At 65.5% G+C, this 24,902-nt stretch carries 18 protein-coding genes; 10 read left to right on the top strand and 8 right to left on the bottom strand.

Going from position 1 to position 24,902, the window contains the following annotated elements; all coding sequences use genetic code 11:
* Positions 1–398: 398 nt before the first annotated feature.
* On the top strand, positions 399–635 hold the full coding sequence (locus E3T43_RS19685; protein WP_370449898.1) for a pyruvate formate lyase family protein: 237 nt from the start codon (positions 399–401) through the stop codon (positions 633–635).
* The gene (locus E3T43_RS19485) at positions 617–742 is read left to right on the top strand and encodes a hypothetical protein (RefSeq protein ID WP_255454178.1); all 126 of its coding nucleotides are present in this window, start codon (positions 617–619) and stop codon (positions 740–742) included. The genes E3T43_RS19685 and E3T43_RS19485 overlap by 19 nt, the downstream gene beginning before the upstream one ends.
* On the opposite strand, the gene E3T43_RS06745 is transcribed toward E3T43_RS19485, so the two are convergent.
* Together E3T43_RS06745 and E3T43_RS06740 are read right to left on the bottom strand one after the other, a co-directional pair.
* Complete coding sequence (locus E3T43_RS06745; protein WP_241978848.1) at positions 743–1,597, bottom strand: TIGR00645 family protein; 855 nt, start codon at positions 1,595–1,597, stop codon at positions 743–745.
* Between the two features lie 130 nt (positions 1,598–1,727).
* Entirely contained in the window at positions 1,728–2,495 is a 768-nt protein-coding gene (locus E3T43_RS06740) for a BTAD domain-containing putative transcriptional regulator (protein WP_134471781.1), read from the bottom strand.
* A gap of 237 nt (positions 2,496–2,732) precedes the next feature.
* Here E3T43_RS06740 and E3T43_RS06735 point away from each other — a divergent pair, with 237 nt between their 5' ends.
* Positions 2,733–3,590 carry a caspase family protein gene (locus tag E3T43_RS06735; protein WP_134471780.1) on the top strand — a complete coding sequence of 286 codons (858 nt, stop codon included), beginning with the start codon at positions 2,733–2,735 and terminating at the stop codon, positions 3,588–3,590.
* A 27-nt stretch (positions 3,591–3,617) separates the two neighbouring features.
* On the opposite strand, the gene E3T43_RS06730 is transcribed toward E3T43_RS06735, so the two are convergent.
* Positions 3,618–5,375, bottom strand: a complete 1,758-nt coding sequence (locus tag E3T43_RS06730; protein WP_134471779.1) for a hypothetical protein — start codon at positions 5,373–5,375, stop codon at positions 3,618–3,620.
* Between the two features lie 184 nt (positions 5,376–5,559).
* On the opposite strand from E3T43_RS06730, the gene E3T43_RS06725 reads away from it, so the two are divergent.
* Together E3T43_RS06725 and E3T43_RS06720 are read left to right on the top strand one after the other, a co-directional pair.
* On the top strand, positions 5,560–7,755 hold the full coding sequence (locus E3T43_RS06725; protein ID WP_134471778.1) for a caspase family protein: 2,196 nt from the start codon (positions 5,560–5,562) through the stop codon (positions 7,753–7,755).
* Positions 7,756–7,939: 184 nt separating this feature from the next.
* Entirely contained in the window at positions 7,940–9,616 is a 1,677-nt protein-coding gene (locus tag E3T43_RS06720; RefSeq protein ID WP_166791251.1) for a flotillin family protein, read from the top strand.
* Positions 9,617–9,756: 140 nt separating this feature from the next.
* Here E3T43_RS06720 and E3T43_RS06715 read toward each other — a convergent pair whose 3' ends face one another.
* The 3 genes from E3T43_RS06715 to E3T43_RS06705 form a co-directional block, all read right to left on the bottom strand.
* The gene (locus tag E3T43_RS06715) at positions 9,757–10,383 is read right to left on the bottom strand and encodes a PKD domain-containing protein (protein ID WP_134471776.1); all 627 of its coding nucleotides are present in this window, start codon (positions 10,381–10,383) and stop codon (positions 9,757–9,759) included.
* Between the two features lie 242 nt (positions 10,384–10,625).
* Positions 10,626–11,225 (bottom strand): hypothetical protein, encoded by a 600-nt coding sequence (locus E3T43_RS06710; protein WP_134471775.1) that lies wholly within the window; start codon positions 11,223–11,225, stop codon positions 10,626–10,628.
* An 85-nt stretch (positions 11,226–11,310) separates the two neighbouring features.
* Positions 11,311–12,405: a YbdK family carboxylate-amine ligase gene (locus E3T43_RS06705; protein WP_134471774.1), complete on the bottom strand. Its 1,095-nt coding sequence runs from the start codon at positions 12,403–12,405 to the stop codon at positions 11,311–11,313.
* 175 nt (positions 12,406–12,580) lie between these two features.
* Here E3T43_RS06705 and E3T43_RS06700 point away from each other — a divergent pair, with 175 nt between their 5' ends.
* The gene (locus tag E3T43_RS06700; RefSeq protein ID WP_134471773.1) at positions 12,581–14,854 is read left to right on the top strand and encodes a transglycosylase domain-containing protein; all 2,274 of its coding nucleotides are present in this window, start codon (positions 12,581–12,583) and stop codon (positions 14,852–14,854) included.
* A 15-nt stretch (positions 14,855–14,869) separates the two neighbouring features.
* On the opposite strand, the gene E3T43_RS06695 is transcribed toward E3T43_RS06700, so the two are convergent.
* Positions 14,870–18,298, bottom strand: a complete 3,429-nt coding sequence (locus E3T43_RS06695; RefSeq protein ID WP_134471772.1) for a DNA polymerase III subunit alpha — start codon at positions 18,296–18,298, stop codon at positions 14,870–14,872.
* The gene (locus tag E3T43_RS06690) at positions 18,295–18,567 is read right to left on the bottom strand and encodes a hypothetical protein (protein ID WP_092450722.1); all 273 of its coding nucleotides are present in this window, start codon (positions 18,565–18,567) and stop codon (positions 18,295–18,297) included. The genes E3T43_RS06695 and E3T43_RS06690 overlap by 4 nt, the downstream gene beginning before the upstream one ends.
* Before the next feature lie 234 nt (positions 18,568–18,801).
* Between E3T43_RS06690 and E3T43_RS06685 the strand changes: the two genes are divergently transcribed.
* The 4 genes from E3T43_RS06685 (at position 18,802) to fdhA (ending at position 24,839) form a co-directional block, all read left to right on the top strand.
* Positions 18,802–19,944, top strand: coding sequence for a sugar diacid recognition domain-containing protein (locus E3T43_RS06685; protein ID WP_166791250.1), 1,143 nt, complete (start codon positions 18,802–18,804; stop codon positions 19,942–19,944).
* 72 nt (positions 19,945–20,016) lie between these two features.
* A complete protein-coding gene (locus tag E3T43_RS06680; protein ID WP_134471770.1) occupies positions 20,017–21,189 on the top strand; it encodes a glycerate kinase in 1,173 nt (390 codons plus the stop codon).
* 200 nt (positions 21,190–21,389) lie between these two features.
* Positions 21,390–23,429, top strand: a complete 2,040-nt coding sequence (locus E3T43_RS06675) for a PhoX family phosphatase (RefSeq protein ID WP_241978858.1) — start codon at positions 21,390–21,392, stop codon at positions 23,427–23,429.
* A 192-nt stretch (positions 23,430–23,621) separates the two neighbouring features.
* Positions 23,622–24,839, top strand: a complete 1,218-nt coding sequence (gene fdhA, locus E3T43_RS06670) for a formaldehyde dehydrogenase, glutathione-independent (RefSeq protein WP_092450714.1) — start codon at positions 23,622–23,624, stop codon at positions 24,837–24,839.
* Positions 24,840–24,902 lie beyond the last annotated feature (63 nt).

The following is a 24,902-nucleotide window of genomic DNA, read 5'->3' as shown; positions in this document are numbered from 1 at the left end:
CCTCTCCGAGCGGACGCAACGCCACATCCCGATACCGGTGCCGACCGCTCAGCCGATCTCACAACGCCCCACCCCGGAGCAAAAAAACACTCTAGAGACCCGCCGGGCCGGCTGAACCCATGTTATTCAGCAGCCTCCTAGGGGCATCCGCTCGAAAAATCTGCGGGAAAGTCGGGGCTTACAGCCCGAGACCGGGCCTGGCCCCCTCGTTAGCGTAGAAGCATGACCCTCCTCGACAACCCGCGTGCCACGACAACCGACGACACAGGCTGGGCTGGCTTCACCGCCGAGCCGTGGCAGCACGGCAATGATGTTCGAGATTTGATCCAGCGCAACTACACGCCGTTCACCGATGATGCGAGCTTTCTGACCGGCGCCACCGACCGCACACTGGCGCTCTGGGCCCGGCTGACGGATATGTTCCCCGGCAGCGCGCGCTCGGCGTCTACGACGTCGACCCGACCACCCCGGCATCGATTACCGCGCACGCCACCGGCTACATCGACCAGCCCAGCGAGATCATTGTCGGTCTGCAAACGGATGCCCCGCTCAAGCGCGCCATTATGCCCTTCGGCGGCCGGCGCACACCCGGGTCGAGGTACTGCCCTTTCATCAGATGGGCGAGGACAAGTTGAATCGCCTGGCCATTCCGTATCCGCGGTACGGCGTGCTGCCGCCCGATTCCGCGCTGCAGGAGCGCGTGCGGGCCCAGTTCCGCGCCCGCGGCCTCACGACGTTCTAGCTAGAAGCGAGCGAGCAACTCCGTTTTTTTGGCGTGGAATTCGGCATCCGTCACCACGCCGGCCTCGCGCAGCTGACCGAGCTGGGAGAGGTGAAGGGCGATTCCGGTCGCTCCCGCAGGGTGGCCTTCGAGTTCGCGGCGCGCGGGCGCGGGGGCGAGGGCTGAGACCGGTGCCGGTGCCGGGCTAACCGGGTGCACCGCGGCCACCGCGGCGGCGGGTGAGTGACCGGACTGGGACATCCGGTCGATCCAGGCCAGTGCGATCGCCGAGAGAATGAACACCATGTGAATGATGACCTGCCAGAGCACGCCGTCCCAGGTGTAGATATTGCCGGTGATGGTTTCGGTCGGGTTGTTATCGACGGGGGTGCCGCGCGCGGCCAGGTCGCCGACCTCGATGAAGGTCTTGAGCAGATGGATCGACGAGATGCCGACGATGGCCATGGCGAGCTTGACCTTGAGCACGTTGGCATTGACGTGGGAGAGCCATTCCGGCTGGTCGGGGTGCCCTTCCAAACGGATGCGGGACACAAACGTCTCGTAGCCGCCGATAATGACCATGATCAGCAGGTTCGCGATCATGACGACGTCAATCAGGCCGAGCACCGAGAGCATGATCGCGGCTTCTTCGACATGGATGCCGCCGTCGTCCCCTGGCACGGTCAGCGAGGTCCAGACGTCGCCGCCGAGGTTGATGAGCTCGACCATGAACACGATCACGTAGATGATCTGCGCGATGATGAGCCCGATATAAAGGGGCGCCTGCAGCCAGCGGCTGAAGAAGATCATCAGGCCGACGCTGCGCACCCAGCGCGACTGCGGGCGGAACGGGCGGGGGAACTCGGTTTCAGTCACCGGTTGATCATAAGGGAGGCCCGGGTGAGAACCTCCTGTGCGCCGCCGCGCCTGTGGACGTGCGCTGACGTGTTGATGATTCCGGCCACGATGGCGGCGCTCCAGCATTGCGGGCGCCTGGGCGGGACGATCAGGAAGGTCGCAGCGAACGCTCAAAAGCTCTGCGGCCGGTGGGCAGGCCTCCGGACAGATCGGTCGGCTCCAGTCCGAGCAGCGCGGCGAAATGGGCGGATGGTTCGACGCCGAGCTCACGGCCCAGAAGGGCGCGAAAACTGCGGTACACCTGCACCGCCGAGGCATAGTTGTCTTCGGCGAGATGGCAGCGCACGAGCAGATGCTGGGTGCTCTCCCGCAACGGATCGACAACCGCAGCGGCACGGGCCGCGCCCAGAGCTCGACTGAAACTGCCGACCAGCAGATGGGAGCGGGCCAGGGACTCCAGGGCGTCCACCCTCTGATTGAGCAGATGGTCCTGCTGTTCCAGCACCCATTCCTCGTACCAGCCCGGCAACAGGTTGGCCTCCTGCAATACATCGACGGATTCCGGCGGCACCGGCAACCCGCCGGTCAGGGTGATCTCGGTGATCAAATCGCGTACCGTGTGCAGATCCACACGCACCGCCGCGTCGAGCTGCAGCGGATCGGTTGCGCGGAGCAATCGGGGGAGTTCGTGCGAAATACGAAACACGCTCGCTCGCAGGTTGCCGGCCGACTGACGCTCGGAGCTATCCGGCCAGAGCAGCGCGGCCAGCACGTGCCGCGGTTGGGTGTGCAACACGGCGAGGGCCGCGAGCAGCCGCTGCTGGCGGGCACCGACCTCGACTGGCACGCCGCTGTAGCGTAACTGCCAGTAGCCCAGCACGCGAAGATCCCAGCCCGGTGCCACTGAAAAACCCATGAGTGCTCGATCCGCGAAAAAGTACAAAGCCGACCCGCAACCTCAGGCGGGATCCGCTACCGCCCAGAATGGCCAGCCCCGGGGCGGTTGTCAATGCCGTGTGCGCGCCAAAAAGTGGATGCTCCGCCACCGCCAACGCGTACCCCCGACAGCTGGCAGTAACCAGCCAGTAACGCCGGGGTTTGTACAGTTGGCCTGCGGCATCCGCTGGCAATCGGCCCTTTTGATCGGATCGTCATGAAGCAATTGGCACTCTGCGTGGGCATCAATCGGTTCGAGAACCTGCCGATGAGCAGTTGGCTGAACGGCTGCGTCAACGATGCCGAAGACGTCAGTGCATTGCTCGGGAGCGCCTTCGGATTTGCCGACTCAAGCATCACCCTGCTGACCGACCAGGCCGCGACCCGGGATGCGGTTTATGGAACGCTGGTCGAGGCGCTCGACCGGGCGAATACCCCGGGGGAGCACCTGGAGCGCATTCTGTTCACCATGTCGAGCCACGGCACGCAGGTGGCCGACACCGATAACGAAGAGCCTGACGGCGTCGATGAGGCCTTCGCCACCTGTGACCTGCGTCAGGTCGGCTCCCAGTGGGACCTCGAATCGCTCATCGTCGACGACGAACTGCACACCTTGTTTTCCCGGTTGCCCGAGGGAGTGCTGCTCGACGTGATTTTCGACACCTGCCATAGCGGCAGCGGCCTGCGGGCGATGGACCAACTCCTCCTATCGGATGACCGTCGTCCACGCTTCGTGCCCCCACCGACACCGCTCGGCCGGGACGGCACAGCGGTCGCGGGCGCGAACACCCGCATGCTGCGCGATCTGGTGCGTACCTCGTCGGCCGTTGCGAAGCCCGTGTTGCTGGCCGCATGCCAGGCCGACCAGGAAGCGACCGACGCGAACTTTGACGGGCGGTACAACGGCGCGTTCACGCATTTTCTGCTCGAGGAACTGCGCAGCGGGGCCGGCGCCAGTCGCGCCGACGTCGTCAAGCGCGTCAACAAGAAGTTGCGCGCCCGTAAGTTCGAACAGATCGCGCAGCTCGAGGCACCCGACCCCGGCAAAACAACGGCGTGGGGCACCGCGTTCTGAACGCCGCGCTCGTGCGCAGAAGACGGGTCAGGGGTGAAAGGTCGGCCGACGCAGTTCGGCTACGCCTGGTGCCGGGGTAGCGGGCGGGGCGGCGGGCGGCGGTGCGGGCGACGGTGCGGGGGGCGGCGCGGCAGCCGCTTTCAGCGCCGGGCGAGCGAGGGCGTGCGCGGCGAGTTTAGCCCGCTGCCGATCCAGGTCGAGAATCGGCTTGAGTGCGGCGAAGCTCAGACGACCACCCTCGTCGAAGCGCAGTTGCCCGCCACCGCGAATGAAAACATTCGCCTGGGTGGTCAGCCCGAATCTGCGCGCTTCAGCGACGGTGAACGTGAATTCCTGGGTGAAGGTGGCACCGATCTCCGACACCACGAAGCCGTCGGGCCCAACCCGAAGTGTCGGCCGCACCCGTTCCACCGAAATGGGACGAGTGGGGTCGATCTTCGCCGCCTCCAGCAATTTCGGGTTCTCCCAGAGAAAACGTACGATCTCTTCCGGGTCGGAGCTGAGGGCGGCCAGCCGAATCGGGTAACGCAGTCCGGTGAAGGTCGCAACGCCCGAAAGGTCGTGGTTTGGGGGCAATTTGATGCCGAGCTCGGCGAATGCCTCGGTGACGACGGGACGATACTCCAGGTCGTCGTCGGGCACGACCGCCATATCGGCGGCGAGGATTCCGCCCAGCAGGTCTTCCCAGGTCACATCCACCGGTGCCATGTAGCCCAGGCTGCGGATGAGCATGCTCAAGACCTGACGGCCAACGTCTGCGCCGGCGCGGGCGATCTGGTACAGGCTCGAGCGGCCTCCGGGCAAGTCGAGCCGCTTCAACCAGAGTCGCACCACCACGCGCAGCAGTACCTGCACGATCGCGCCGCCGCGAGCGTGCGGGTCGCGCAGAGTGCGCCAGTCGGGCGGACTGTCCTCGCTCAGGGACGACCGAACGGTTCCGCGTTTGAAGAGCTCATCGCCCAAACTGAACAGGTCGCTCCGAAGTACATCCTCGCTGAGGGTATCGAGGTTGAGGGTGTCACCGCCGGACGACGTCAACATTTGTTCGACCAGGGTGCGGGTGGAAAACACGGACAGCAGCGCCACGAGGTCGGCGAACGTTTCATGCAGGGCGAGTTGGTCGGGCTCGGCCTTGGCATCCGCCCATTTCGGCCGGTAGCCATCGACGATGGCGTGGGTCACCTCGTGGGCCACCAGATCGCGAAAGAGGGCCAGCGGCACTGCTTTACTCGTACGATTGTCACGTTTATGCCCGAATCGAATCAGACCCAGGTCGCGGTAGTAGCCGGATTGTCGGTACGACACCGGATCGTAGGCGCTGATGGTCAACCGTCCGCCACCGACCCAGCCCATCCTCCGGCCGAGTGTTGACTCAAACAGGGCGAGAGTGGATGCCGCCACCGCGTATACCTGCTGCGCCAGGAATCGGCTGTCCTCCAGCAGGGCCGCCAGATCATCGGGCGGTTTCTCGTCGACGATCATCCACGGCGGGGTCGGGGAGCCGATGTCGAGACTGAACGGCTTCTGACGGGGCTTTCGCACGATCACGTCGAACCGGGCGCTGCGCGGCCCCGGGCCGATGCGTTCGACCGGAACCCGCAGCGTGGTCGTGAGGCGCGGCGCGGGTTCGCCCGGGGGCGGATTCGGTGGGACCGTGGTGAACGGCCCCTCGGCCAGAACGGTGAGGCTGACCTGCAGACCACCCTGCCCGGCGTCGCTCAGCCCGGGATCGCTCGGTTGCGCGAGCGACGCGTCAGCAGACTCGGGATCGGTACCAGTTGTCATGGCGGCCCCCACAGCATCCGTTTCTGTGTGCAATATGCAACCGCCGGCGTGGTTTGTCAAGGCTTCGGGTGAAGTAACGCAGCAGTAACGCTGGAGCGACATAATCGCAACGCCCCACCCCTGTTCCAGCATGAATTAGATGACATGAACTAGATGACATGAACTGAATGAGAGGAACGGTGCCATGCCCGAACCGATGCCCCCCGCCACACGGCAGCCGCCGCTGTCTCCAAGTGAGCTCGACCGCCTTCGCCCGCACGTGGTCAACCTCAGCGGCGGCAAATTCTCATCGAGTGGAGTGTTCCAGACCACTAAAAAGGATGTCGACGCCGTCTTTGCGACGCATCTGCCGGCCTTTGTGGCCGAGCATGGCGGCGTCGTACCCGTTGTGTTCTACGCCCACGGCGGGCTGGTCGGCGAGCAGTCCGGGCTGCGGATCGCTGCCACCCAGGTGGAGTGGTGGAAGTTCAACGGCGTGTATCCCATTCACTTCGTCTGGGAGACCGGCCTGGCTGGGGCCATCGCTGGTGCGGTGGGGGACTGGGCGCAGGGTCGTCGCGGCTGGCTCGACGAAGCCAAGGACCGCGTGCTTGAACTCGCGGCCCGATTCGGCCAGGGGCAGGCGATCTGGGGGCAGATGAAGCGCGCGGCCGAGGCTGCATCGGCCGGGGACGGCGGCGCCCGCTACGTCGCTGAAGCACTCGGCGCGTACTGCACCGCCCACCCCGACACGATCAGCGTGCACGCCGTTGGGCACAGTGCCGGATCAATCTTTCATTCCTTCTTTATTCCCGCCGCTTTGAAGGCCGGGGTGCCGGCCTTCGACACGCTCAGCCTGCTGGCTCCGGCCGTGCGCACCGATGTGTTCGAGAAGCAGCTCGTGCCTCTGTGTGGCCAGGAGGTGAAGTCGCTGGCGCTGTTCACCATGACCGAAAAGCTCGAGCGCGCTGACACCTGCCTCGGCGCCTACGGAAAGTCCCTGCTCTACCTGGTGCGGGCGTCGTTTGAGCCCGAAGAATTTTCGCCCATTCTGGGCCTCGAGGAGTGCCTCCGCGCCGACCCGGTGCTCAGTCGACTGTTCGGGCTGTCCGGCACGAGCGGAGGCATCGCTGACATCATCTGGTCGAAAGCAACGGGCGGCCCCTTGACCAACCGCAGCACCTCGACCAGCCATGGCTGGTTCGACACCGATATCCCGACCATGGACAGCGTCGCGCGCCGGGTCACCGGCAGCTCGCGCATCCAGTCATTCCCGATCACCCGCTCCCGTGGCGACGAGCTCTGGCCGGTACCGGGCCCGGCCATGCCCCGGCGGGCCGGAACCCACCACGCACTCTGTGTCGGTATCAACGCGTATCCCGGCGGCGATGCCCTCTACGGCTGCGTAGCGGATGCCGAAGCCTGGGCAGCGCAGCTCACCGCGGCCGGTTTCGCGGTGCGCACACTGCTCGACGCGGAGGCGACCCGGCAGAATATCCTGCTCGGGCTGCTGGACCTGGTGGCGAGCAGCGTCGCGGGCGATGTGCTGGTCTTTCAGTACGCCGGGCACGGCACTTATGTGGACGACCTTGACGGTGACGAGGCGGAGTCCGGCAACGAGGAGAAGAAGTACGACGAAGCGCTCTGCCCGATTGACTTTCGCGAGGGCAATTTGATCATCGACGACGACCTCGGAGAGATCTTCGACCAGCTGCCCGACGGCGTCAGCCTCACCGCCTTCTTCGATTCCTGTCACTCGGGCGACGGCCAACGCCGGCTGCAGCTGCTTCCGGTTGACGTACAGAACCTGAGTACGGCATCCGCTCCCCATGGGCGTCGGGCGCGGTACGTCATTCCCGACAAGGAGACCAGCGAGAAATACCGCGCCAAGCGCGGAGCTCCCGCCCGGGCCGGCAAGCGGGCCTTAGCGCGGGAAGTGCTGTTCAGCGCCTGTAAACCGACCGAGGTGGCGTACGAGACGGGCGGTCACGGCGATTTCACCGTGGCAGCCAGCCTGCTCGTGGTGCCGAGTGCAAATCGGCTGACCAACGGCGAGTTCTTGGCGAAGATCCGGGAGGCATTTTCGAGTCAGCCGCGACAGAACCCCGACTTCAACGGGCCGCGGGCCGCGAAATCACGGGTCTTCCTGGCGCCGCTGGTGGCTGCCGCAGCGGAACCGACTGATCGGCCGCCCGGCACCGCATCTGGCACGATCCCCGCCGCGATAACGGCGCTGCTCGACCCGGCCGCAAGCCCCGGGGGCGGGACCGACGCGCTCGCGGCATCCGCTGGTACCGCCGGATCGGCTGGCGTCGCTGCCAGTCGCGAAGCGGATGCTGCGGATCGGGCCCGCGCGGCCGCCGCGTTCCTGCGCGCTGCCGCCGACTTCATCGACGGGTAGTGGCCCGTCGGTAACTCCGAAAGACGGTGGGTGCCGTTGACGACGTGACCGACGGCATCCGCTTATTGTCGACATCTTTCGCATCCATCGCTGTGGCCTGCGACACTGGAGGAACAGCTCTGTGCCGAGGTCTTCGGACCGAATCGCGGAAACGATGTACGCGCCGGCTCCTCGGAAGGACCCCATGCTCGATTTTCTGTTCAGCCCGATCCCCGGGATCATTTTCACGATTGTCGTGGTTCTGCTTATCGGCCTGATTTACGCCAAGACGATCTATAAGAACGCGGGGCCCGATGAGGCCCTGATCATCACCGGCAAGAAGAGCCGCAAGACCATCGTCGATGGCGCCACGCTCGAGGAATCCGGCCAGCGGGTCGTGCATGGCCAGGGTGTGTTCATCACACCGTTCTTCCAGAAGGCGTTCAAGATCAGCCTGCGCAGCCGGGCGATTGAGATCACGGCCGTCGCGCAGGACCGCAACGGCATCACGCTCTCCGTCGAGGCCGTCGCCATCGTCAAGGTCGGCGACGACCCCGCTGCGATTCGCGCTGCCGCCCAGCGATTTCTTGGGCAGGACAAGAACATTGACGGCTTCGCGCAGGAGGTGCTGAGCGGTTCGCTGCGTTCGTCGATCGGCGCGACCGACGTCATGACCGTTATTCAGAAGCGCGATGAGCTCGGTTCCTCGGTGCTCGCCACGGCTCGCGAATCACTCGCCAACCAGGGCCTCGACGTTGACTCCTTCGAGATCAAGGGCATCACCGATGAGAACGACTACATTCGCGACATCGGTCGTGCCGAGCAGGCGAAGGTGCGTCGCCAGGCCGAGGTGGCCGAGCACGTTGCGAACCGCGAGTCGCAGGAAGCCCTGATTACCGCCGAGCAGGCCATCGCCGAAGCGCAGAATACGCTCGCGCTGCGTAAAGCCGCGCTGCAGCTTGACACCGACAAGGCGTCCGCCGAGGCCGCAGCGTCGAAGCCGCTCGCCGAGGCGAAGGCGCAGCAGGCCATCGTGCAGGAGCAGGAACTGACCGCCCAGCGCCGGGCCAGCCTGCGCAAGGCCGAGCTCGAGTCCGAGGTCAACGCGATCGCCGACGCCGATGCCTACCGCATCCGGGTCACCGCGATCGCGGCCGCCGAGGCATCCGTTGCCAAGGCCACCGCCGATCGCGACAGCCGTGTCGCCAACGCCGACGCTACCCGCGCGGAGGGCCAGGCCGAGGCCGACGCCATTCTCGCCCGAGGAACCGCCGAAGCGACGGCCACGCGCCTCTCCGCCGAGGCCGTCGCCCAGCAGTCCGAGGCGCTCATTCAGCTGCGCCTGATCGAAATGCTCCCGCAGATCGCGCACGAACTGGCCGCACCGATGGGTAACATCGACCAGCTCACCGTCATTTCAACGGATGGCGCCAGCCAACTCTCCAGGAACGTCGCGTCCGGCTTCAGCGAGGTCGACGCCGTGCTCGGCTCCACCATGGGAATCGGCATCAAGGACCTGCTCGGTGGGCTGCTTGGCGGCACTGCGGGAGCCGCTTTGCGGAACGCGACGCCCAGCCACAGCGGCGCATCCGCGTCGACCGCTGGTGCTGCGCCGACTCACTCGAGCGCAACCGGCGCTGCGTCACAGCAGTCCGGGGCGGCGCCAACGTCGGCGTCGGCCGCCGCTGCGCCTTCGTCAACGTCGGTGGCCCCGTCCGCAGCGACGGCTGCCGCAGCGGTGCGATCAGCAGCGGAAGCATCCGTTTCGCAGTCGATCGACGGCGTTGATTTCGATGCTGTCGCCGACGAAACTGCTGCCACAATTGCCCGTGCGGCGGCGGCCCGGCTGCCCAAGAAAGCTGGGGATCGCCTGCTGCCGTAGCTGGCAGAAGCGCGGGAGATTCGCTCCCGCGGCCCCGGTGCAGCTGGCTCCCGAAGACTGTAACAGTGTCTGGCCAGCGCCCGGGGCGCGGGGTCACCTGCCCTGTATCCTCCGGCACCGAAGTGCGACCCCCGACCTCGTTAGCAGCCGGGGCCGTGGGGGTTGGTGAGGCAGTCTTCGGTGACGAGTACGGTGGATTCGTTTGCGGCCATGACGGTGATTGGGGCTGAGGGCATGGTGATGGTGCCGTCGACGGGGCGCCAGCCTTGGTCGCCGAAGCTGTAGTCGGCGTGGTATTTGATGGTGAGGACGATGGAGTAGGTGCCCTTGGCCGTGTACTTGTGGCTGGTGTCGGTGGTGGTGAATTCAGGAAGTCCGAGGGCTTCCCAGCTGGCGCCTCCGGTCGGGGAGGTGGCGGTGTTTCCGTCGCCGAAGTTCCAGTGGTAGCCGATCGGGGTGAACATGACCTGCGCGGGTTGGCCGAGGAGGAGACCTTCGCTGATGTGAGTGGATGCGCCGGTCCAGAAGTTGGCGGCGAGTCCGACGATGGCCCAGCCGTTGGGTTCCATGCCTGTTGGGGCGGTCGGCGCGGGGAAGTTCTGCAGGTCGGAGACGCGGACGATGGTCGCGGCGGAGCAGAGTGGGCAGGCTGCCGGGGGTGCGGCGATGGTGGGTACCAGCTGGGGGTGTCGTTCCACTATGTCGCTGAGGCCGCCGGTGTTGCAGGGAACCCATTGGCTGGGTTCCGTCGTCGATTTGTGGCTCACGCACATGGCCGGTCGTTCCAGGTCGCCCGCCGAGCCGCCGCCGGACCCAGTGGCCTTCCCAGTGCCTGTGCCGTCCGAAGTCGCAGACCCTTCGGCGAATACATCGACGCCGTGGCCATTGTTGAGTCCGCCCGAGACTAGCTCCCCCGGACAGTCTCCGATCAGACGGGACGCAAGTTCACACGCAGACGCACCTGGGACGATTGGCGGACAGAAAGTTAGCAGAGTGCCAATTATCAGTGCTAGCAGAAATTTCTGCCGGACCATACGTCCTCCTTGTCGAGGAGCAATAGCGAAGGGTTCGCCGCGCTCGAAGTAAAGCCCACTTGCAATGGCGTGCGGTTTGTGCGCCCGGCTGGAGTGACGTCAGCGCCTGTTTTGTCAATCAGTCGAACTTCCGAAATGTCTGAACAGAGGTAGAGCTCAATTGAGACTCCTCCACGCGGCTCGACGGAATTGCGTATTAATGAAACATTGTCAAAAGTTGACGAACCACGGCTAATGAAGCCCGTCTTCGAGAATCCAACGAATGAGTCCAACAGGTTCGGTAGGTATTTGGGACTAGCAGCAGGCTCTATCCGATCGCCGCGAATTCCTCCATCGGCTGTGATTGAGTCTGAAAGCGCTTCGTACGCGGTATAGGCCGCCTCGGCGGCAGCGAGGGCTTCCTCGTCCGAGGCGAAGACCGGGGGTGTCGCGGTGGGTTCGGCTGCCGCAGACGGCGTGGAGCTGTCGGTCGGGGCGGGAGTGGCCATGCATCCGCTCAGCAGACCGATGGAGACCAGCAGGACAGCGCTCGGCACGACGGCGTGCAGGGGACGGCGACGTGACGGGTTTCGCATGGGGTCACAGTAGACCGGATTGCTAAAATCCCGTTTAAGTTCTCCACAGGCTGGTTTCAGGCCTCAAATAACGGTAGAGCTTTGGTCAGTCGTGCGCGGTCAGCGCGTGCTCGAGCAAAGCGGCGAGGGCCGACTGGCCTCCGGCGCGCATGGCGGCGCGCTGACGCTCCGCCCCGGTTCCCAGTCGCCGCGTGCGGGCCAGCAGAGTCTGGATGCGGTCGCGATTGCCGATCTCATCGATGGCGTCGCCGCAGTAGTGCAGCAGGGCATCCGTCACGGCGGTCGAACTTTCCAGGGTGCCAGACACGGGATTCAACAGGTTCGACTCCACGCCTTCGCGGGCAGCGTGCCAGAGCCCGGCATCGAGCAGTTCCGGTGCGATGTCGATGGGGGCGACATCCGTTTCGCTGTCGCGCAGGGCGGTCGTGACGAGCGCACGGGTCAGGGCGGCGAGCAGCAGGGTCGACGGCGCATCGAGCTGGGCGTCGCAGACGCGAATCTCCATGGTCGGATGTTCCAGGGGCAGCCGCGCATTCCACCAGATCGTGCGCAGGTCGTAGGTACCGCCGACGCCGACGAGCTGGCGAATCCGGCGGTCGTAATCGGCGGCATCCGTGAAGAGCGGCGGGCAGCCGATGGTGGACCAGCGGCGCATGTGCACGCTGCGCCAGCTCGAAAACCCGGTGTCCGCGCCGCGCCAGAACGGCGAATTCACCGCAAGCGCGAGCAGCGTGGGCAGCCAGACGCGCACCCGATTGAGTGCCTGTACACCGGCCTCGCGGTTCGGAATGCCGACGTGCACGTGCAGCCCGTTGATGAGGTGATCGGGCACGAGCCCCCGAAATTCGCTCTCGACCGTGTGGTACCGCTCGACATCGGTCACTTCCGGCCAGCCCGCGGTCTGGAACGGCGCTCCGACGCCGGCGGCCAGGACCCCACGGCTGAGGGCGGCCCGCGCCAGCCGCGACCGAAATGCCAGCAGATCAGCGGATGCCTCTTCGAAGCGTTCAAAGACCGGCGTCGACCGCTCGATCTGCGAGGCCAAAAACTCGTGGCTGACGAACCGGGAAATCGGAGCGCGGCCGAGAAGTTCCGCGTGCACCGCGTCGCCCACGTTTGCTGGCTGAAGCGTCGCCGGTTTGAGAAAGATGAATTCCTCTTCAATGCCGAACGTTCGCATGCATCACCTCCAGCACCTGTACCGGATAGTACCGGCAAACCGGAATCAAGCCGATACATTTTCGTAACGGACTGTCGACCATCTAATCACCCGCATTTGACTAGCATGACCTTGACTCGCGAACCAATGCGCAGGCGTTGGCTCTCGCCCTGGATGGCATCAGCTGGGAGTAAACGTGGTGCAGGTCACTCAGATTCCAAGCAATTCAGCTCTGTCCCGTCGGCGCACACTGCACGGCGCGCTCGGTGGCCTGTTCGGTTTCGTGGCCATGAGCGTCGCGGCCGGTGTGCTCGTCACCGCATCGGTGACCCCGGTGGTTGCGCTCTCGGGCCTGGCCGCGACGAACACGATCTCGGTGTTCGAGAACCTGCCCGACTACGTGAATATCGAGCCGCTGTCCCAGAAGAGCGACATCCTGGCGACGCGCAGCGACGGAACCGTCGAACTCCTCGCCTCCTTCTATGACCAAAATCGCATCGAGGTGAGTTGGGATGCGATCAGCCAATTCGCCAAGGACGCTGCGGTGTCGGGGGAGGATCCCCGGTTCTATGAGCATGGCGGGGTCGACCTGCAGGGCACGTTGCGGGCCACAGCGACGACGGTGGCCGGCGGAGACACGCAGGGCGGGTCATCCATTACGCAGCAATACGTGAAGAACGTGCTGGTGCAGAAGTGTGAGCTTCTCACCGACCAGCGCGCGCACGACGCCTGCTACACCGCAGCGACCGAGACCACCCCCGACCGCAAACTCAAGGAGATGCGGCTGGCGATCGGGGTGGAGAAGAAGTACAGCAAGTACGACATTCTGCGCCAGTATTTCAACATCACCGGATTCGGCGGCACCGTTTATGGAATCGAGGCCGCCGCCAACTACTATTTCAACACGACGGCTGCCTTACTCACCCTGCCGCAGGCGGCCAGCCTGGTGGCAATCGTGAACAACCCGGTCAAGTTTCAGCTCGACCAGCCCGCGAGTGAGACCAACGGTGCTGCCAACGGGTATGCCGCGAACAAACAACGTCGCGACTACATCTTGCGTGAAATGCTGCGCTACAAGAAGCTCAGTCGGGCCGATTTCGACGCCGCGATCGCCGCGCCGGTCGAACCGATCATCACCGAACCAAGTACCGGCTGCCAGACCGCAGTGGGCAATGCCTTCTTCTGCGATTATGTGACCAAGATTCTTCAGACCGACCCCACCTTCGGCGCCGATGCGGCCACGCGCATGCTCAACTTTCGCCGGGGCGGCTACGACGTCTACACGACCCTGGACCTCGACGTGCAGAACGCGGCCGTGACCACCATGAACCAACAGGTTCCCAAGGTCTATGCCGGTGGCGATGTCGGCGCGATCATCACGAGTGTGCAGGTCGGCACCGGCCGGGTGCTCGCCATGACGCAGAACAAGGACTACAGCCAGGACCCGGCCGTGCAGGCGACCGGGGCCAACTACACCGGCATCAACTACGCCACCGACTATGCCGAGGGCGGCTCGAGTGGGTTCCAACCCGGATCGACCTACAAGGTGTTCACCCTTGCCGAGTGGCTCAAGGAAGGCCACTCCCTCAACGAACGGGTCGATTCCCGGCGCAAGGCAAACTGGGGCACCTTCCAGGACAGCTGCTTCGGCCCGCAGAATTACGATAAGGATGAACCACCCTGGAACCCGCGCAACGATGCCAACGAATCCGGCTCCAACTACAGTGCGCTGCAGGCCACCGTCGGCTCGATCAACACCGGCTTCATCGGAATGGCCAAGCGGCTCGACCTCTGCGGCATTCGCCAGACGGCTGAGGCATTCGGGGTGCACCGAGCCGACGGCAACCCGTTGTCGCAGTCCGCGGCATCCGTTATCGGAACCAACGAAATCGCACCCCTCACGATGGCCATCGCCTTCGCCGGCATCGCGAACAAGGGGGTGACCTGCTCGCCGATCGCCATTGACCGCATCGTCGGACCCGATGGAGTGGAGGTTCCGGTTCCGCCGTCGGTGTGCTCCCAATCGGTCGATGCCACGGTCGCCGCCGGCATGGCCTATGCCATGCGCCGGGTGATGCTCGGCGGCACCGGGCAGCAATCGAACTACAACACGAATCCGAATGTGCCCATGATCGGTAAGACCGGGACAACGGATGGCGCGAAAGACACCTGGATGAGCGGTGCGAGTACCAAGGTGGCGACCGTGGTCGCGGTGGTCAGCCTCACCGGAACGCTCAGTCAGCGGCGTCAATTCTTCGGCCGGGACCAGATCGCCACGGCACGCCACCGCATGTGGCCGGTCGTTATGTCGGCAGCGAACGCCAAGTACGGCGGTGACGTGTTCGAGGAACTGGCTCCCAAGTACATTCCACCGCCGAAGGTTGTGGCGCCACCGGTCGCCGCGCCGCCCGTTGATCCTGCACCGCCGGTCGCGCCGCCGCCCGGGGCTCCTGCCCCGCCTGGCCAATAACGTCGCCAGGAGACGTTACGCGCTCTGCGCGGCCTTGAGGTGGTGCAGGGTGCCGCCGGGACTCGACGTTTCCCGCGCAGATTCCTGCGCGGCCAGTTCGGCGGCATACGCGGCCGCACTCGCCGCTTCCTCGGCGGCGGCGCGCTCAACGGCGTGCCGCTCCTTCACCTGCCTGGCCACGTCGAACAGATTCCAGATGTTCTCCCCGGTCACCGACACTCCGCGGGCGCCGGAGCGCCGGGTTCGACCGCGTACGAGCATGTAATTGGTCTGGAACACCTGCCCGCCGACCCGTTCCTGCGCGTCGTGAAAAAACACGACGTTGGCGACCGGTCCGGTGCCGTCGTCGAGGCTGATGAACACCACTCGGCGGCCGCCGCGCATCGGCGGCGTGTTGGTGGCCCGCCGCACTCCGGCGAGCAGCACCTCGGTGCCGCCGGGCAGGTTGCCGAGTTCGCTCGCCGGGGTCACCCCCAACTCGCGAAACAGCTCGTGAAAGCGTTTCATCTGGTGCGACCCGACGGCCAGGTTCAGATCGAGCAGTTCCAGATCGGTTTGGGTGCGGCCGCGCAGCTCCAGCGAGGTGATGGCGCCCGCACGGTCACCGGAATAGCGCGGCACCGGCAGCTCCACCTCGAACGCGAGCTGGTCGGCGCGAATGACCACGGCGGTGCCGCGCAGCGACTGAATGTGCGCGAGCAGCTCGTGTCGCCGGGTGCGGTCGTAGCCGATGAACGTGTCGAGGGCGCCCACCCGGGCGAGCGCCTCGAAGGTGCGCCGCCGAGGATGCACCCGGTCGCGAAAGTCCTGCAGCGATCCGAACGGCTGATGCTGCGCAATGCGTACCCGCTCCGCCTCCGTGCTGCCGACAAGTTCGGGCAGCGCCAAACGGATGCCCTGGCTCCCGTCGGCGAGATCTTCTACCCGGTAGTCCAGCGCGCTCGACTGCACGTCGAGGGGGAGTACCGGCACCCCGAGCACCCTGGCTTCGGCGACGATGAGGTCCTTGGGCCACATGCCGGGGTCGTGGGTGAGCAGCCCGGCGAGAAAAGCCGCCGGGTGGTGGGTTTTCAGCCAGGCGGACTGGTAGGTGGGCAGGGCGAACGCGGCCCCGTGGGCCTTGGCGAAGCCGAAGCTGCCGAACCCCGCCAATACCGTCCAGATCTGGTCGATGACCTTCGTACTGAACCCGCGGGCGAGCGCTTTTTCGCGCAGGTACTCCTCAATTTGCGGTAGCTGCTCGGGCTTGCCCAGGTGCCGGCGAAAGACATCCGCTTTGCCAAGGCCGCAGCCGGTGAGTTCGTCGAACAGTCGCATGACCTGTTCGTGAAAGATCACGACGCCGTTCGTTTCGCGCAGAATCGGTTCGAAGCGGGGGTGGATGTAGTCGGGTATGACCTCGCCGTGCCGGGCCTGCAGATATTTGAGCGGCATGTTGTTCTTCATCGGGCCGGGGCGAAACAGCGAAATCTCCACGGTGAGGTCGTTGAACACCTCGGGTTGCAGCTTGCCGACCAGTTCCATCTGGCCGGGGGACTCGATCTGAAAGATGCCCAGGGTGCGGGTGGAGCGAATGAGCTCGAAGGTTTTCGCATCGTCGAGCGGCACCCGGTCGAGGTCGATGCTTTCGCCGGTGAGTCGGTGGTGCTCTTCGACGGCGTGCGCCATTGCCGACTGCATGCGCACGCCGAGAATGTCGAGTTTGATCAGGCCCATCGGGTCCATGTCGTGCTTGTCGTACTGCGACATGGGCAGGCCCATGCCGCTCGCCTGCACCGGAGTGCGGTCGAGCAGGCTCGCGTCGGAGAGGATCACGCCGCAGGGATGCACCGAAATGTGCCGGGGGAGTCGGTCGAGTTTCGCGGTGAGGTCGACCAACAGGTCGAGTTGTTGCGATTCGCGCACCTCGGTGGCGAGGGCCTCGAGCTCGGGCTTCTCTTCGAGGGCGCGGCGAAAGTCGCGGGCGTTGAACCGCCACATCTGCTTGGCGATCACGTTGATCTGCGCGTCGGGCAGGCCGAGGGCGAGGCCGGCGTCGCGCACGGCGCCGCGGCCGCGGTAGGCGTTGGTCATCGACATGAGCGAGACCCGGTCGCTGCCGAAAGCGCGAAAGACCTCGCGGTAGATGTCGTGTCGCCGGGCCGACTCGACGTCGATGTCGATGTCGGGCAGCGTTTGGCGTTCGGGGGAGAGAAACCGCTCCCAGAGCAGCCCGTTCTCGATCGGTTCGACCGAGGAGGTGCGCAGCGCATAGTTGAGCACCGAGCCGACCCCAGAGCCGCGCGCCTGAATGCGGATGCCCATGCCACGAATAATGTCGGCCACCCGGGACACGGTAAGAAAGTAGCTGGCAAAGCCTAAGTGCTCGACCGTTTTCATCTCGTGGGCGAGTTGGGCGTGGGCGGCCTCGACCGCGCGCGAGCCGCTCGCCGAGTACAGGTCGGCGATGCCGCTGCGAGCCCGACGCCAGAGTTCGGTGACCGGGTCGCCGGTGACACCGATGATGCGCGCCTCCGGCATGCGCGGGCGCCCGAGGCCGATGTCGAGGGCTGGATCGAGGCTGCAGCGGTCAGCGAGCTGTTCGGTATCGCGCAGCAGCCGTTCGAGGGCGCCCGTGTCATGCAGTCCGGCGTCAACGACCATACGGGCCACCTGACGCATTGCTCCGGCCGGTTTGAGCCAGGCCTGGCCGTTGGTCTGCGGGGTTTCGAGTTCGGCGAGCGGCAGCAGATAGCGCGCGGCGTCGGCGAGGTCGGCGGTGACCGCTTCTTCGGGGGTGCCGTACCGCACGGCATTGCTGAGCACCGCCGGTAGCCCGGCGTTCTCGGCGAGGGCAAGCATGCGGGTGGCCGGGGTCACGCTGCCGACCGTGCCGCTTTCGGCGAGGTGACAGACGACCTCGAGCACGACGGCCTGGGCGGGCAGGGCACGCTGCCAGTGGGTGAGCCGCGCCGCGGCATCCGTATTGTCGCGCCGTGCGATCGCGAGACCGACGTCGGAGTCTGGGCCGAGCAGCACGGTGAGCGAAGCGAGGCCGGCCAGGTCGGCCAGCCGGGCGCGCGAGATGCTCGGCCCGGCGCTGCCGGTTGGGCTCAAAGAGCGGTGACCGGCATCGGCGGCGTGAGCGGCACTGACCGCGCGGCAGAGTGCGGCGTACCCGCGACCGTTGGTGTCGCCGTGGGCTAGCACGACCACCCGGCCGAGCGAGCGGTACTCGTCGTCGTGCACGGCGAGTTCGGCGCCGAGCCCGGGGCGGATGCCTGCGGCAACGCAGGCGCGCACGTGTTTGACGGCGCCGTAGAGCCCGTCACGGTCGGTGACGGCGAGAAACGTTGCCCCCTGTGCGGCCGCCTGCTCGGCCAGAACTTCGGGAAGTGTTACCCCATAGTGGGTCGAGTAGGCGCTCGCGACGTGCAGGTGTGGGAAGTTCAGTGCGCTGTTCATCCCCAGTCCAATGCTAAAGTCCAGGATCCGTCCGTGCCGCGGCGCAGGTCGTATCGGTGCTGCTCTTCGCCGCCCCGGCTGGCGTCGAGCCGCCACAGCTCGGTGTCGATGCGGGTGGGTGTTCCCTCGTTCTCCCACCAGCGGGTGCGCTTGAACACCGCCTGTGGTTGCCCGATGACGGTGTGCTCGAATCGATTCCAAATGAACGCGCGCGGGTCGCCATCGGCGGACAGCTCAACGTCAACCGGTGTATCAATGATCTGGGGCAAGGTGGCCTCCCTGTTCGGGTGCTGGTATTCGGGTGCATACGCACCGGCTGGTCACAAAAAAGCTGATGAGCCAGCCAGTGCTGTAAAAGTGCTGTATCAAATTCGAACAAATGCTGGAAAAAACCGATTCTTCTAGAATGCATCTTCTATATGAAAAGTGTAGGTCAACCCACCGACACGCGCCACAAGAGATTGCGCGAGACCCATCCACCGACCTCGATCTACGATGGTCAGGTGACTGACATCGTTCCGAGCGACGCCGTGCTGCCCGATACTGTGCAGATCAACCGGGCGCTCGCGCAGCGCCTGGTCGAGCAGGTCGCGCCGAGCCTCGTGCACAACGTCAACATCATGGATGCCGCAGGGCTGATCATCGGGTCGATGGACGCGTCACGTATCGGCACCCTGCACGACGGGGCGCGAAACGCCGCCGGACGCGGCGAGACGGTGCAGATTGCTCCCGGTGACGAGCACCAGGGCACCCGGCCGGGAGTGAATATTCCGCTGATCCTCGATGGACGCGTCGCCGCGGTGGTCGGGGTCACCGGAACCCCCGCCGAAGTGTTGCCGGTGGCGCAGGTGCTCGTGCTCACCGTTCAGATGCTGATCATGCAGGAACGGCTGCGGGACAACGCGTCGTGGCGGGAATCGGCGACCCGGGACATCCTCTCGAGCCTGTCGTTGCGCAAGCTCACTGAAGGGCGCCTGATCGCGGCACTGCAGGGTATTGATGCTCCATTGCAGCCGCCGTGGAATCTGACCGGCATTCTGCATCTTGGAACCAGTCGTTCGGTGTTGTTGCTGCGTCAGCTGCGCGATGTATCCGGAGTCGTGGCCGCCGATATTCACGGTGCTGTCTGGGTGTTGAGCGGATCGTCGACCGCTCTCGGTCTCGCGCTGCTCCAGCAACGGTTGCAACAGCCCAGCTCCAAGTCCTTGCGGTTTCTGACCGGGCGGGTTGGCGCGACGATGATGCAACTCACCGATGATGCCGAGCGCCTGAGCGCGCTGCTCGCCCGGCCCGGTCTCATCGGCACCGCAGTCGGAGAGCCGCGCTCCGAAATTCCGCTCGACTCCCTCGGCCTCGAACTGGCCATCGCCGTCTTGCCAGACGAACTGCTGGGCGACGTGGCCGGGTCGGTGCTCGACCCGCTCGGCGAGGTTTTGCGCGAAACAGCGCGCGTGTTTCTGCGCGAAGAATTGTCGATCGCGCACACCGCGGCGGCGCTCGGCGTGCACCGCAATACCGTGGTGCAGCGACTCGATCGCATCGAGTTGCTCACCGGTCTGAATATTCGTCGGTTCAGTTGTGCCGTTTCGATGCGAGTCGCGCTGGCGGCAGATTCGGCCCAATATGTGCACAATGCACAGGTTTAACGACGTAAGTTGCCGGTAAATGTGGGTTCGTTCCACCTGAATATGTGCGTAATTCTGTTCTAGCCTGAATTAATGAATGGTCGCACGGCGCTGAAGCCGCTCACACTGGTCATCGCACCCGATTCGTTCAAGGGGAGTCTGAGTGCGGCCGATGCGGCAGACGCCATGGCGGCCGGGACACGGGACGCTTGCCTCGCCCTCGGCCTGCCGGAGGCCCGGATCACGCTGTGCGCGATGGCCGATGGCGGCGAGGGGACGCTCGATGCCATCGCAGCGGTCTGGGAAGTCACGCCCCGCACCATGCTGACCGTCGATGCGCTCGGTCGCAGCCGCCGGGCTCGGTACGCGACCTCGGCCGACGGCCGCATCGGTCTGATCGAGGCGGCCGAGTCCAATGGCCTGCCGCTGGTAGCGGATGCCGTGCCCCAGCCCCAGCGCGCCGACACCTTCGGGGTCGGTTTGCTCGCCCGCGAACTGCTCGATCAAAACGTCGAAGAGATTCTGGTTTGCGTCGGCGGCTCGGCCAGCACTGACGGTGGAACAGGCCTGTTGGCCGGCCTCGGCGCGCGGTTTCTTGACGCTGCCGGCACCCCCGTCGCTCCCGGCGGCGCCGGGCTGGCCCGGATTGCCTTGATCGACCTGAGCGAGCTGCACCCACGCGCCCGTACCGTGCGCTGGCGCCTCGCCGTCGACGTGAACAATCCACTCTGTGGCCCCACCGGTGCCGCTGCCGTTTTCGGTCCGCAAAAAGGTGCACAGCCCCGCGATATCGCTGGGCTCGACGCCGGTCTGGCCCACCTCGCCGCGATCGTGCTCGATATGACCGGCGAGGACATGACCGACCGGCCCGGAGCGGGGGCGGCCGGCGGCATGCCGGCCACTCTCGTTCCACTGCTTCGGGCCGAGTTGGTTCCCGGCTCCACCCTGGTAGCGGATGCCGTCGGCCTGCCCCACAAAATGGCCAACGCCGACCTCGTACTCACCGGTGAAGGCAGCTTCGACTCCCAGTCCCTCGGCGGCAAGGTGGCCGTGGCTGTCGCTCGTCTCGCACCGGCAGGATGCCCGGTCGTCGTCATCGCCGGGCGGGTGGCGCTGTCTGCGGCCGACACCGCGGCATCCGGTGTTGCTGCCGCGTTCTCGATCGCCGGTGGGCCGGCAACGCTCGACGACCTGCAGCAGAATGCGGCCGCACGGGTACGCGAAACCACGGCGCACGCCGTCGCACTCTTCCTTCACTCCCGCTAGCGGCCCCGAGCGTTCATGGTCCGTTCACCAACGGGCCACATGGTTGTCGTGAATCGGAGAGGGGACAGCGAGAGAGTAGTTCTATCCCCAGTTCGGGGACCCAAACGACCACGAGGAGCGCCCGCATGCTGAGCAACGAATCCACCGGCCCCCGCCAGCACGCCCCCGCTCGCGACCGGCCATTGCTTCCGCTCCTTCCCATGCAGGGGCACACCCTCGGTAAACGCAGCGCCGTCACCTGCCACCTCAAGTGCGCGGATGCCTGTTTTCACCCGGTACCCAATGAGAGCTCGAACGACTACTTTCGCGACATCGTGGGGGCCGCCATGAGCCGACGTTCCCTGCTCGTGGGGGTTGGCGTCGGTGCCGCCGCCATTCTGCTCGGTTCCGGGGAACCCGCTCCCGCCCTGGCCGTGCCGGGCGGCCCGGCCGGTCCTGCTGGCCGCGGCCTCGCGTTCGCCCCCATCGCTCCGGTTCCGGCTGCCGTTGACTCTTTCGTGGTTCCGACGGGCTATTCCTGGAACCCGATCATCCGCTGGGGCGACCCGCTCTTCGCCGCCACCGATCGTTTCGACCCCGAACACCAGAGCGCCGCATTGCAGGCCCGCCAGTTCGGCTACAACAATGACTACCTCGACATCATCGAGAGCAAGGGACCAAAGGGACGCTCCGGCATCCTCGTCACCAACCATGAGTACACCAACGAGGGCATCATGTTTTCGCCAGCCCTCACTGCGGTCGAAGCGGATGAGCAGCGTCGCGTGGCCATGATGGCCCACGGCATGTCCGTGGTCGCCCTCGAACGGAAGCGCGCCGGCCAACCCTGGACCTACCGCGTGGGTGACCCCCTCAACCGCCGCATCACCGCGAGCACACCGTTCACCGTCACCGGCCCGGCCGCTGGAAGCGCCCTGCTGAAGACCGCGGCGGACCCGACGGGCCGCACCGTGCTCGGCACCCTCGGCAACTGCGCCGGCGGCACCACACCCTGGGGCACGGTGCTGTCCGGTGAAGAAAATTTCAACGGATACTTCCGCACGAACGGCACCAGCACAGCGGATGCCCGCTACGGCCTGGCAAATCGCCCCACCGGTCGGCTCTGGGAGCAGATCGACGACCGCTTCGACGCCACCGTCGCCGGCAACGAGAACGAGCCCAACCGATTCGGTTGGATCGTGGAGATCGATCCGGAGGCACCGAACGAGCCCCCGGTCAAGCACACTGCGCTCGGCCGGTTCAAGCACGAGGGGGCCAATGTCATCGTCGGAAAGACCGGCCACGTCGCCGCCTACATGGGCGACGACGAGCGCTTCGACTATCTCTACAAGTTTGTCTCCTTCGATCGTTTCGACAAGAAGAAGGGTCCGAAGGCACGCACCCACAACAAGTCCCTGCTCACCCGGGGATCCCTCTACGTGGCTCGCTTCACTGGAAACTCGCCAGAGCGCGAGATCACCGGCACCGGCCAGCTACCCGCCGACGGCCTCTTCGACGGCACCGGTCAGTGGGTGGCGCTCGTCATCGACGGCGTCTGCCAGGTTCCTGGCTTCAGCACCGACGATGCCCTCGTGAACACCCGTCTGGTAGCGGATGCCGTCGGCGCCACCAAAATGGACCGTTGCGAAGACGTCGAGCCGAGCCCGGTGACCGGCAAGATCTATGTCGCCTGCACCAACAACACCGATCGCGGCGCGCTCGGTCAGGAAGGCGCCACCGAGCCCAACCCCCGGGTGGCCAACCGTGACGGCCACATCGTAGAGATCACCGAAACGGGCTCTGACGCGACCTCGGTGACCTTTGACTGGAACCTGCTGCTGGTTTGCGGAGACCCCGCGACGAACACGAGCACCTACTTCGCCGGTTTTCCGAGAGAGAAGGTGTCGCCCATCTCCTGCCCCGACAACGTGGCTTTCGACGTCCAGGGCAACCTGTGGATCTCCACCGACGGCGCGCCGAACACAATCGGATACTGCGACGGACTGTTCAAAGTGCCGCTCACCGGCCCCGAGCGTGGCCGGGTGCAGCAGTTCCTCTCAGTGCCTCGCGAGGCCGAAACCTGCGGTCCGGTCATCCGCTCTGAGCAATCGATGGTCTACGTCGCCGTGCAGCACCCGGGGGAAAGAGGCAGCTGGGCGGCCCAGTCGAGCCGATTCCCCGACTACGTTCCGCTCGGCGCACCCGTGCCGGCCGGTGCCTGGACCGGTCCACGGCCATCCGTTGTGCAGGTCTGGAAGGTCTGAGACGCTCACCGGTCTGGTCGTGCCGTAGTCCTGAAAGGGGGGCGCGAACTGGCAATTTGCTGATTGTAATTTCAGTTGAGCGGTGATGGAGTGGAGGAGCTGCCGTCACACGCAGCGTTCAGGAACATCCAGTGCCGATCGGGTCGTGCCCAACACATCATCCTGATCAGCGTAAAACCAGGAAGGTAGTTCATGACGGGGAACAGAGCAGTTGCCTACAAGAGCCCGGGTGTCGTCGAGGTAATCGACATTGATTACCCGAGTTTCGAGCTGAAAGACGGGCCGGGCGTCAACCCGGAAAACGTGGGACGCAAGGTGCCCCACGGAGTCATTCTCAAGACCGTGACCACCAATATCTGCGGCTCCGACCAGCACATGGTGCGCGGCCGCACGACCGCACCGGCGAACCTGGTTCTGGGTCACGAAATCACCGGCGAAGTGGTCGAAGCTGGCCCCGACGTCGAATTCATCAAGGTGGGCGACATCGTGTCGGTGCCGTTCAACATCAGCTGCGGTCGCTGTCGCAACTGCAAGGAACGCAAGACCGGCATCTGCCTCAACGTCAACCCGGACCGTCCGGGTAGTGCATATGGTTACGTCGACATGGGCGGTTGGGTGGGAGGCCAGGCCGAGTACGTGCTGGTTCCCTATGCCGACTGGAACCTGCTGAAGTTTCCCGACCGGGACCAGGCGCTCGAAAAGATCATGGACCTCACCATGCTGTCCGACATCTTCCCGACCGGATTCCACGGGGCCTACACGGCCGGTGCTGGCGTCGGAACGACCGTGTACGTGGCCGGAGCCGGCCCGGTGGGCCTCGCGGCCGCCGTCTCGGCGCAGCTGCTCGGTGCGGCCGTCGTCATTGTCGGTGACATGAACGCGGATCGTCTCGCGCAGGCCCGCAGCTTCGGCTGCGAGACCATCGACCTCAGCAAAGGCGAGCCGGGGGAGCAGATTGAACAGATCCTCGGCGTGCCAGAGGTCGACGCCGGTGTTGACGCCGTGGGCTTCGAGGCGCGTGGTCACGGTAAGGACGCCGACCACGAGGCTCCGGCCACCGTGCTCAACTCGCTCATGACGGTCACCGCCGCCGGCGGTGCCCTCGGCATTCCCGGCCTCTACGTCACGGGCGACCCGGGCGCCAAGGAAAAGGCCGCTCAGGTGGGCTCACTGTCGATTCGGCTGGGCCTCGGCTGGGCCAAGTCGCTGTCGTTCACCACCGGCCAGTGCCCGGTGATGAAGTACAACCGCCAGCTGATGATGGCGATCCTGCACGACAAGGTACAGATTGCCAAGGCCGTCAACGCCCAGGCCATCAGCCTCGAAGATGCTCCGCGTGGCTACGCCGAATTCGACGCCGGCGCGGCGACGAAGTACGTGCTGAACCCCAACGGCTACGTCAAGGGCTAACAGCAGATAGGTGAATGGCCCGCCCGGGAATTCTCCCGGGCGGGCCATTCCTGTATCGGCGTC

The organism is Cryobacterium sp. Hh7 (genome assembly GCF_004403155.1).
Taxonomy (GTDB): domain Bacteria; phylum Actinomycetota; class Actinomycetes; order Actinomycetales; family Microbacteriaceae; genus Cryobacterium; species Cryobacterium levicorallinum.
The sequence above is the reverse complement of the archived record's forward strand: the minus strand, read 5'-3'. Positions and strand labels throughout refer to the sequence as shown.